Annotated in this window: 7 protein-coding genes; all 7 read right to left on the bottom strand. The window is 73.9% G+C overall.

Going from position 1 to position 10707, the window contains the following annotated elements; translation table 11 throughout:
- On the bottom strand, positions 1-647 hold a 647-nt coding region (locus ACFVQ0_RS36905; protein ID WP_390093568.1), incomplete at its 3' end, for a carboxyl transferase domain-containing protein.
- A 164-nt stretch (positions 648-811) separates the two neighbouring features.
- Positions 812-2050: a carbohydrate ABC transporter substrate-binding protein gene (locus ACFVQ0_RS36900; protein ID WP_390093567.1), complete on the bottom strand. Its 1239-nt coding sequence runs from the start codon at positions 2048-2050 to the stop codon at positions 812-814.
- The gene (locus tag ACFVQ0_RS36895) at positions 2047-3066 is read right to left on the bottom strand and encodes a hypothetical protein (RefSeq protein WP_390093566.1); all 1020 of its coding nucleotides are present in this window, start codon (positions 3064-3066) and stop codon (positions 2047-2049) included. Before ACFVQ0_RS36895 ends, ACFVQ0_RS36900 begins: the two co-directional genes overlap by 4 nt.
- Positions 3066-4526, bottom strand: coding sequence for a hypothetical protein (locus ACFVQ0_RS36890; protein ID WP_390093565.1), 1461 nt, complete (start codon positions 4524-4526; stop codon positions 3066-3068). Before ACFVQ0_RS36890 ends, ACFVQ0_RS36895 begins: the two co-directional genes overlap by 1 nt.
- Positions 4527-4570: 44 nt before the next feature.
- Positions 4571-6883: a tetratricopeptide repeat protein gene (locus ACFVQ0_RS36885; protein WP_390093564.1), complete on the bottom strand. Its 2313-nt coding sequence runs from the start codon at positions 6881-6883 to the stop codon at positions 4571-4573.
- Complete coding sequence (locus ACFVQ0_RS36880) at positions 6880-8271, bottom strand: serine protease (protein WP_390093563.1); 1392 nt, start codon at positions 8269-8271, stop codon at positions 6880-6882. Before ACFVQ0_RS36880 ends, ACFVQ0_RS36885 begins: the two co-directional genes overlap by 4 nt.
- A 65-nt stretch (positions 8272-8336) precedes the next feature.
- Entirely contained in the window at positions 8337-10679 is a 2343-nt protein-coding gene (locus tag ACFVQ0_RS36875; protein ID WP_390093562.1) for a polysaccharide lyase 8 family protein, read from the bottom strand.
- Positions 10680-10707 lie beyond the last annotated feature (28 nt).

Genomic DNA, 10707 nt, shown 5'->3' with positions numbered 1-10707 from the left:
CCGGTGACCGCCTTCACGACGTCCGGACCGGTGATGAACATCTGCGAGGTCTCACGGACCATGAACACGAAATCCGTCAGCGCCGGGCTGTAGGCGGCGCCGCCCGCACACGGGCCGAGCATCACGCTGATCTGCGGAATCACACCCGAGGCCCGGGTATTGCGCTGGAAGATACCGCCGTAACCGGCCAGCGCCGAGACGCCCTCCTGGATACGGGCACCGGCGCCGTCGTTCAGCGACACCAGCGGCGCACCGGCCGAGATGGCCATGTCCATGATCTTGTGGATCTTCGTGGCATGAGCCTCACCCAGCGCCCCGCCGAAGATCCTAAAGTCGTGCGCGTAGACGAAGACCGTACGGCCCTCCACCGTGCCCCAGCCGGTGATCACACCATCGGTGTACGGCTTCTTCGCCTCCAGGCCGAACCCCGTCGCCCGGTGCCGGCGCAGCTGCTCGACCTCCTTGAACGAACCCGGATCCACGAGCAACTCGATACGCTCACGCGCCGTCAGCTTCCCCTTGGCGTGCTGCGCCTCGGTCGCCCGGTCACTCGGCCCGCGCCGGGCCTGCTCACGCAGCGCCAGCAGTTCCGCCACCCGGCCACGGGTGTCGCTCGGCTCGCCCTGGGTCTCGTCCACAACGGTCATGTACCGACCCTACGAAGTCCGGCAAGAAAATCCTGCCGTCGACTCCGTACAGTCTCCTGCCCGGTTTCCTGGTGGAGCCTGACAGAAGCCGTGCTCCATGCAGGCGAAGTGCCAGCCCGCACCCCTCATCGTTTGTCGGAACCCAACAGGGGCATCCTCGGCGTTCACTGTGCTCTGCCGCACACCCCGGTCAACCGGGGTGTGCCGGACGACTGGGCGTCCTGGACCTTCTGGATGTCCTCCAGCCGCTGTCGTACCGGTTCCTCCGGATGCGCGACGGTCAGCAGCACCGCCTCGTAGAACGCGTCCCGCACGGCGGCCGGCATCACGTCGGAGGCGTCCAGGCAGAGCGGCACCCGCTGCTCGGTGAAGCGCCTGCTGATCTCCTTCTCGACCGGGCCCTTCTTGGCCGGGACCGCCGCGTTCGGTGAGAAGACCCCGCCCTTGCGCCCCCAGTCCTCCTGGCCCTCCCGGGAGACGAGCCGCCTGATCATGTCACGGGCCCGGCCGCCGCGGCCGAACAGCGCGGCGAAGTCGGCCGCCACCTCGTGGGCCTTCACCGTGTACGGGCCGCCGGGCAGCAGCGACGCCGAGTCCACGAAGCCGGCCGCCTCCTTCCGGTCCCCGTAGAAGGCGCGGGCGAAGGAGCCCTGGTGCTCCAGGTCGCAGCCGCCGCCGAAGAGCAGCCCGTGCCCGCCGACCGGGCCCCGGTGGTCGTCCAGGAGCGCGTCGCGGGCGGCCTCGCGGTCCTGGGCGAGCAGTCCGGCCCAGGTGGTCCAGGCGCTGCTCACGCGCTCGTCGGTCCACGCCAGGTCGCCGGTCGCCCAGCTCTCGTAGAGGTTCGGGCCCGCACGCTGGAGGATCAGGTCCTCGATCCAGTCGCTGCCGGGCCAGCCGGACGCGCCGTCGTCAGCCATCCCGATGCACCAGGCGCTCAGCGGGGCGGGGCCCGGCCCGGGGGGCTTACTCCCCCGGTACCAGACGATCGACTTGAGGTCGGCCTTGAGCGGTACCCACAGGTCGTCCTCGATTCCCTTCGCCCCGGGCCGCCACGGGTTCCCGTACTCCTTCCGCTCGTACAGCCCGCTCAGCGGCCGCAGCCGCCCCTCGGCGGCGTACTCGACCAGCTCACCGACGCCCGGCAGGATCGCGATATCGGGCGGGTTGCCGGCCTGGACCTCGGCGAGCAGCACCTCGCGGGTAGCGGCGGTCCCCTGGTAGGTGTACGGGATGCCGAAGCCGTCCAGCACCTCCTTGAACTGGCGTTCCTGGTCGTCGGTCCACGGGCCGAGGATCGTCACCTTCGGTTCCTCGTCGCTGCCGCCGGGGGCCGAGAGCCCGCAGCCGGAGGCGGTCACGAACAGGGCCAGAACGAGCAGCAGGACGCGGTTCAGCCGGGTCATCCGGCCCTCCAGTAGTCGGCGTTGAGCCGTCGGCAGATGCCGACGGCCGGCAGCAGGACGATCAGCGCGCCGCCGCCCAGCGCCCCGTAGTAGGTCCAGCTCTGCCAGCGCTGGGCGGCCAGCCCGCCGCGCAGGGCCGTGGACTTCTCGATGACGTCCTGCTGGGAGGCCGCCAGGTCCTGGGTGTCGTGGGCGCGTGCCTCGATCTCGACGAGCCGTTCGCGGGCGGTGTCCAGCCGTACCTGGGTGGCGGTGGTCGCCCACAGCGGGACGACGGCCAGGGCGACCGCGGCCAGCAGTGAGAGCAGCAGCCAGGGGTCGTGGCTGCGCCCGCAGCGCACCCGCAGCACCCACAGCGCGGAGAGCGAGGTCAGCGCCAGCACCAGGAGGCCCAGTTCGGCGGCCGCCCAGCCGGTCTGCTGGAGCGCCCCCATGGAGCTGACCCTGCCGACCCGCTGCATCTGGTGCCGCTGCAGGACGTCCAGGCGTGGCACCACTCCGGTGCCTTGTCTGGTGAGGATGCGTTCGGCCTCCTCGAACTTCTCTTGCTGCATCAGGTCGTCGTCCACGTACTTGACGGAGCCGGGCGTCATCGAGCTGCTGTACGAGGTCAGCAGGCCGTTGACCGTTTCGAGCACGCCCCGGCCGCGTTCGCCGTCGGTCTGTACGTCGGAGAGCCGGGACAGTCCCTGGTCGGCGGCGGAGAGCTGGTTCTCGTACCCGGCTCCGGCGCCGATCACGTTGTCGATGCCCTGCCGGACCGAGGCCTCGGCCTCCCAGTGGGCGCGGAGCAGGGCGAGCTGGGTGGCGGAGACTCCCTGGACGGCCGGCGCGCCACGGGTGCGCAGCTCGCCCGCGGAGTTCTGCACCTCGCGGTAGGAGGCGAGCAGGAGGATCGTCGAGACGAGTGCGGTCACCACCAGGACGGCCAGGTGCAGTTCGAGCAGCCGTCTGGTGCGGGAGCCGCTCGCGCGGCGGGTCCGAGGGGTGCGGGTGCGACGGGCCGGCCGGGGCATCACAGCCGCCTTCCGCAGGCGATGCAGTACCGGGCGAGGGGCCCGGCGGGGTGGTCGCAGTCCGGGCATGCCCGCGGCTTCCCGGCGGGGTGTTCCGGCAGGTCCAGCAGGTGCCCGGAGGCCATGTGCAGCCGGCCTCTGCGCACGGTGGCGGGGTCCACCGTCGGGCCGACCCGGACCACGCCCCGGGAGCCCTCCAGGATCTCGGCCACCTCGCGGACCTTGTCCAGGACCCAGTCGGCGCCGATCTCGTTGGCCAGCCTGACCGCGAGGCCGAACTGCTGCTCGGCCTCGCTTCTGGTCAGCGGGTCCAGGGCGAGGTACCCGCGGTCCAGGGCGGTCCGCATCCGGGTGGCGGCGTTCATCGCCTGGAGGGTGTCGCCCCCGCCGCCGCTCGCCGCCGCGCCCACCGCGACGCCGGGCGGCAGCCAGCGGACCAGGAGCGGGGCGGTGGAGTCGCCGACGGAGACGGTGGCCAGTTGCAGCAGGACGCCCAGCGGGTCGGTGCTCGCGTCGACGCGCAGGGTGAGGAGGTAGTCGCGGCTGCCCGGCTCCCACTGGTGGGTGGGGAAGTCGAACCGGTGCGGCTCGTCCGGCCGGTGCACCGCGTCGAGCACCTGCCGGCGGGGGGCCGTCTCGGCCAGGGTCACGTCGCGCACCGCCGGGCGCGCCCGGACCGAGACGGGCAGTTCGGGGCTGCGGACCCGGCGCAGCCGCCGCACGGCCTCGGTGACGGCGGGGGCGAACCGGTCCGGCGCGTCGACGGGGCTGCCGTGCAGCCGCTCCACGACGGCGAGGAGCGGCGCGGGGTCCCAGTCGCCGCCGAGCGCGAGCACGTCGGCGGTGAACCGTCCGGCGCACCGGCCCAGTTCGGCGTTGAGCGCGCTGTCGTCCGGGCCGGGGATGTCCGGGCCGGGGGTGTCCAGGTCGGGCGCGTCTGTTCCGTCGTCGCTGCTCCCGTCGGTGATCAGGAGCAGGTGCCGTACCGGGAGCGGGCGCTCCGCGAACAGTTCGCGGGCGGCGGCGAGCCAGGCCGGGTATCCGACGGGCGGCCGGTCCGCGGCGGCCGCGGCGATCCGGCCCGCGCTGAACGCGGCCCGGCGTCTCTCCGCCGTGCCGGACAGCGCCCACCGGCCGCGCAGTGGGTAGCAGCCGGTCGGGGTCCCGGTGGTGCCGGCGCCGCCCAGGACGGTGAACGAGAGGCCGTCGGGCAGGGCGCGCACCGCGGTGGCCAGGGCGGCGGCCGCGTCCTGGCGGCGCTCGGCGGCGACGTCCAGCGCGATGACGACGGCGAGTTCGACGGCGGGCACCTCGCCGCTCGGTCCGATGCCGACCGCCTTGACCCGCAGGTGGGCGTCGATCCTGGCGTCGTGGTGCGGCTGCTGATCGCGCCGGACGTCGACGGACACCTTCAGGCGGACGGGCAGCCGCGGGGCGGGCGAGGTGTCGGTTGCGCCCAAGGGGCTGCCTCCAGTGAATTCGTCTCATTCGTCGCGGGCGGGCGTCAGGACCGGGTCTGCGGGCGGACCGCGTGCGAGAGGTCGATCAGCCGCTCGTACTCGGCCGGGGCCTGCCGTTGCCGGGCCAGCCAGCGGTAGCACTGCTCCAGCTCCAGCCGTACGGCCCGTTCCCCGGGCACGGCGGGGGGCGGCAGGCCCGTCCGCGCCCACCGGCCGGGGGGCCTGGGCCCGCCGGCCGCCGCCAGGACCGCGTCGAGCTTCCACTCGTACAGCTCGGTCCGCAGCAGCCAGGCCGGTTCGTCGCCCGCGACCAGCGGGGGGTGCGTGCCGGGCGCCGGGGCGAGCAGGGCCAGGCAGGCGTCGATCTCGGTCTCCCGGGGCAGCGGCCGGTCGCCCGCCGCGAGCCGGGCCGCGCGGATGCGGAAGGCGGCGATCCGCGCGACGTTGTGGTCGCGCGACTCGTCGGGCACCAGGTCGAGGACCTCGATGGCGGCGGCCCGGTCGCCGCGGGCCAGGGCGAGTCTGGCCAGGCCCAGCGCGGCGCCGACGTGTGAGGGGTTGCGGGCGTGCACGGCGCGGAACAGCTCGTACGCGGAGCGCCCGGCCGGGGCCGTGCCGTCGGCACCGAGCTGTTCCGCTCCGTAGGCGAGGGCCAGCTTGGCCGCGTACTCGCCGGGCAGCGCCCGGTGCACGGCGGAGAACTGTTCCAGGGCCTCTCGCAGCATCGGCCCGCGCTCGTCCAGCACATCGGCTCCGCGCAGCGCGACGAGTCCCCGGTGCCAGCTCAGCCGCCACTCCCGCACCGGCCCCGGTCCCGGTATGGCGGCCGCCGCCTCGACCTGCTCCCGAGCGGCGGCGAGCGCCTTCCCACAGTCCTGGCCGAGCAGCAGCCGGGCGTTGTGCAGGCAGATCTCCACGGACTGCTCCCCGTGCGCGGGCTGGGCCAGCGGCTGGCCCGGGTCGTAGCTGCTGACCCCGAATCGGGCCGCCTGCGGGTCACCGGGGTAGGGGCGCGGCACCGGCAGCCGGCGGGCGATCTCGGTCGGGGTGGGCAGTCCGGAGTCGAGCGCGGGCGACCGGGGTGTCTCCCGGCGGGCGTACAGCGGGCGGCGCAGCCAGTGCGCGTAGTCGGGCACGGAGCCCAGCCGGACGCCCAGCAGTTCGGTGGACGGGGTCTGGCCGGCCGGGCCGAAGTACTCGGAGGGTTCGGGCTGGTCGTGTTTGCCGCGCAGGGCCCTGATCTCGCGGAGCACTCCGCGCAGCTGCCCCGCCATGTCCTCGGCCGAGCCGAAGCGGCGTTCCGGGTCGTGGGCGGTGGCCCGCTCCACCACCAGCCTGAAGGAGCTGATGCCGAGTCCCGGCACGTCGTCCCCGACCGCCCAGCCGGCCAGTTCGGCGAGGGTGACGCCGACGGTGTGCAGGTCGTGCGCGACGGTGAGCGGCGCGGTGCCGTCCGTCTCGGGGGCGGCGAACCAGGGGGTGATCACCGGGGGCGGGTCGGTGGCACCGGCCTTGCGGACCCCGCCGAGGTCGATGACCTTGATGCCGTCGCCGTGGTGGATGACGTTGGACGGCTTCATGTCGCCGTACAGGAAGCCCATGCCGTGCAGATGGGCGAGGGCCTCCAGGATCTGGCAGCCGTAGGTGATGACGTGCTCGATGTCGAGGACGAAGTCGCCCTGCCGGGTGGATTCGACGACGGCCGACAGCGTCCGGTCGCCGACGTCCTCCATCACGATGTAGCCGCCGGACACCGTGCCGTCGGCGTTGCGGGTGCTGACGAAGTCGCGGATCTGGACGATCCGTTCGTGCCGGATGGCGACGAGGCTGCGGCGCTCCTCGCCCGCCTGGGCCGCGCCGCGTTCCGCGTAGCGGTTGAGGAGGCCCTTGACCGCGACGAGGTCCTCCAGGTGGGTGTCCTCCGCCAGGTAGACCCAGCCCTGGCCGCCGTGGGCGATGGGGCCCCTGATCCGGTACTGGTCCTGGAGCGGCGGCCCGCCCCTGGTCAGCTCGGGGCGGTAGGAGTAGGGGGCGCCGCAGCGGGGGCAGTGGCCCTCGTCGGGCGGTGACGTGAGGGTGTACGGGGGGACGAGCGCGACTCCGCAGGCCTTGGCCGAGCACGTCATCACGATGCGCACCGGGCGCTCGGCGGCGCTGAGCCGGTCTGCCGGGCTGCCCGGTTCCAGCAGCGGGAGTTCGAGGAGTCCGGCGGGCCCGTGCTCCTCGGGGGCGGTGGGCAGCGGCGGCAGTCCGGGGTCCGCCTCGTCGCGGCCGCAGGTGTCGCAGTAGCCGGTGGGCCGGACGGCACCGTCGCAGGGGGCTCCGGTGAACCGGCGGTGCGGGCACGGGATCCTCATGGGCCCGCCGCCGGACCCGGACCGGTGCGCTGCCCCGGCAGCTCCACGGGTACGGTGCGGGACCGCTCCTCCCGGTCGGCGCGCAGCTCGCGCAACAGCTGTTTCAGCGCGGCGAGTTGTTCGCGCGGGTCCGTGAGTGAGCGCAGGGCGCGCAGTTGGCGGCGGCGGGTCGCGGCGTCGGTACCGGGGCGGGGGGCCATGGACGCCGAGTCGAGCAGGCCGTTCAGCCTGACCCACTCCCGCTCGAACCGCTCGGTCCCGCGCACCAGTTCGTCCGCGCGCTCGTCGAGGGCCGGTACCAGCAGGTCGCGCGCCACCGCGTCGAGTGCGGCTCCCTCGCCGCTGCGGAAGATCACCAGCAGCCGGAAGCCGAGGGTCCGCACCCGTGCCAGCAGGGGCACCAGCGCGCCCGGATCCGGGTCCTCGTCCAGGCCGATGACGGCGAGCACCGGTCCCGATCCGGCCGGGCGGCCGTCGAGCGAGCGATCCGGCTCTTCACCGCCCTCCAGGAGCCAGTCGCGGTAGGCGTTGCGCTGGTGGCGGGGCGGCCGCAGCTGCGCCACCAGCGTCTCGACGAGTTCCTCCGGCCGGGTGCGGCCGCCCCGGTGGACGAGGTGGGCCCGGTGGAGCTGATGGCGCAGGCTGCGGTCCCGGCCGCCGCCGTGCGGGACGACTCCGACCCGTACCGCGGGCTGGTCGACGCCGGTGAACCAGTCGCGCAGCCGCTCGGAGAGTCCGCTGTCCCAGCCGTCGGGCCCGCTCAGCTCGGCCACCAGCGGGACGAGTTCGGCGATGCGGTCGACCGGGATCATGTACGAGAACGCCAGGTCGTTCTCGTCCGGCAGCGCCAGTTCCAGATCTCCGCGCCAGCTCACCACCAGGCCGACGACCCGGTCGGTGTGCGGTCCCTCGCCCCTGGTCTGCACGGCCGCGCCGCTGAACCCCGGGCGCACCACCTCGACGTTCCGGCCGGCGTCGAGCTGCACCCACGCGCCGTGCAGTCCGCTGATCCGGCCGGTCAGCCACATGCCGTCGTCGAAGGCCTCGGAGTAGCCGCCGATCCAGACCTCCCCGCCGCGCTCCAGCCGCCGTCCCAGCGGCGCGGGCGCCGCCTGCGGGCGGGGGCTGTCCAGTGCGAGTACGGCGATGTCCTCGTGGGCGGCGCCCTCCCGGCCGGCCAGCCAGCCGTCCGGCGCGACCCGGGCGGCGACCGGCGGGATTCCGGGGTTCTCCGCGAACTCCACCCACATCAGGGCGTCCGCTTCCCGGACGACGTGCGCACAGGTCAGCACCCGGTCCTGGGTGAGCAGCACCCCGGCCCCGCACACCTCGCCGCCCGGACCGCCGCGGCGTAACCGGAGCCGCCAGTCCGCTCTCAACTCCCCCATAGCTACCGAGAGTACGCGCGTCCCACGCATGGTTCCCAGAGTCCGGACACACTCACCCACCGGGGCTATCGGAGGTCACACCTCAGCGTGGCACCGGCCTTCCCCGGGTCCACGCCGAGCACCAGCCGCCGACCGGTGGCCCGGACCTCGATGCCCGGGTCCGCCGGGACGGCCCCGCGCACCGGACGGTCCCAGACCACTTCGAACGGTGTGCCGCTGCGGTCCGGCGCGCTGATCCGGATCGTGGACGCGCCCCGGCCCTCGCGGACGAGCACACTGGCCGGACCCGTCGAGGAGAGCCGTCCGGCCGTGCCGGGCTGCCAGAAGTTGGCGGCGGTCAGGCCGAGGGAGCGGACGGAGACGCCTTGTACGGCGGCGGTGTTGGCGAGCACGGTCAGCCAGTGCCGGTCCGCCGCGCGGGCGGCGACGGTGCGCCGGGACGCGCCGGGCATCAGGAGATAGAGGTAGCCGGCACCGGCCGGGTCGGTGCCGTGGTCGAGCCAGAGGGTCTGCCAGTGGCGGGTGCGCCGCTCGGCGGAGCTGGTGGTGTTGATGTCGGACCAGGCGCCGGTCCTGGCCTCGCGCAGAGTGTGCAGGGCGGCGCCGCCGGGCAGCACCCAGCCGCCGTGGCCCTCCAGGTGGGCCCAGCGGGGGTGTTCGCGGTCCTCGACGGTGAGGGTCTGCCCGTCCTCGTCCGGGCCCAGGTTGCGGTTGTCGACGACAGTCTCGACGGGCACCCCGTCGGCGGCGGTGATGCCCGCCCCGAGGCAGATGACCGTGTCCGCCGCGCAGAACCAGGACTTGCGGGCCTCCAGCGTGGAGTCCAGGCCCTTCACGTGCTGGCCGACCGCCGCGAACTCGCCGTCGTGCGCGCCGCCGACCCATCGCACGTCCGGCCGGGGTTCGCCCCACTCGCCGCCCGCCCGGTCCGCGAGCCGCTTGGTGGAGACGGTGGTGCCGGGCAGCCGGTACGGGTCGACGGTGGGCCAGAACCAGTCGGTGTACTGGCCGCCGCCGTCGGCGCCCTGCCACCAGTAGAGCATTCCGGCCCCGGTGTGCCAGCCGTGCGGGTTCTCGCCGTTGCCGCACTCGTAGGAGCTGATCCGCTCCGAGGACATGGCGAGGTTGGCGACCCAGCCGGGGCGCCGGTGCACGGCCCGGTCCATGGCGGCGAACAGGGTGTGACCGACGGGTTCCGGCGCGGCGGGGACGGGGGCGTCGGCCGCCGCGTGCAGCCGGGCGAGGTCGGCGACACCGAACTGCGGGGCGGTGAGGACGGGGCTGACGGTGTCCCGTTCGATCCAGCCCTTGATCATTCCGTTCCACCGGTCGCGCTCGGCGGCGGAGGCACCGTTCGCCAGCAGGGCGACGGCCGCGATCAGCCCCTGGCCGTGGAAGTGGTCGCTGCGCATGACCTGGAGTTCGTCGCTCTTGAGGAGCCCCCGACTGATCGCGCGGCCGTTGACGCTGTCCATCATCAGGCCGTCGTGGATGAGCGGCGCGTAGGCGTGTTCGACGCTGTCCAGGATGACTTGGCGGCCCGGGTCCGTGACATCCCAGGTGGACCCGGCCAGCAGCGCGAAGAGCCGGCCCAGGCCGTCCAGCATGACCTGCCCGTACGTGCCCGAGTAGGCGATCCAGGTGTGCTGGATGAACGAGCCGTCGGCGTAGAGGCCGTCGCCCTCGCTCACGTACGGGAAGACGGGCGAGAGGGCGTCGCGGGCCAGCGCCGTCTTGGCGGCGTCGCGGCCGAGGATGCCGCGCAGGGCCACGGACCGGCAGAGGTCGACCCGGTTGGCGCCGGTCGAGGTGCCGCTGTAGTCGGTGAGCGCGGAGTCGGGGGTGAAGTGGTCGACGGCGGCGCAGGCGGCCTGGACGCGCTCCTCGCCCAGCTCCTCGCGGAGTACCGCGACGATGTCCATGAGCAGGCGGGGGCTGCCGATCTGCCACTCCCACCAGTTGCCGTACGGGGCGGTGGACGGGTTGTAGACGGTGCTGGAGAGGTGGTCGAGGCCCCGGACGACGGCGTCGAGCAGCTCCGCGTCCCCGGTGTGGCCGGTGCCCTGCTGGGCGTAGGCCTGGGTCATCGTCCACAGCCGGTTGTAGCTCCAGGTGATGCCGGCCGGCGGGTCGAAGGTGTGCCCGGCCCAGAGCGAGTCGGCGGCGGGGGCCATCGTCGAGCGGAATTCCCCGGCGAGTTCGCCGGTGCCGGCGAGCCGGGAGGCGTAGGGCTCGGCGGCCGGGTCGTAGCCGGTGCCGAGCGAGAGGTCGTTCCAGCGCTGCCGGAGTGTCTCGAACTCGTCTTCGCCCCCTTCCGCGCGGGCCGTGGGGGCGAGCGCGAGGCCCAGTGCGGTGGCGCTGCCGGTGGCGAGAAAGGCACGGCGTGACCAGGCGGGCAGAAGTGACACGAGCAACCTCCGGGTGTGCAAGTGGTTC

Source organism: Streptomyces sp. NPDC057900 (genome assembly GCF_042887885.1).
Lineage (GTDB): Bacteria > Actinomycetota > Actinomycetes > Streptomycetales > Streptomycetaceae > Streptomyces.
This window is presented reverse-complemented; position numbering and strand designations above follow the sequence as displayed.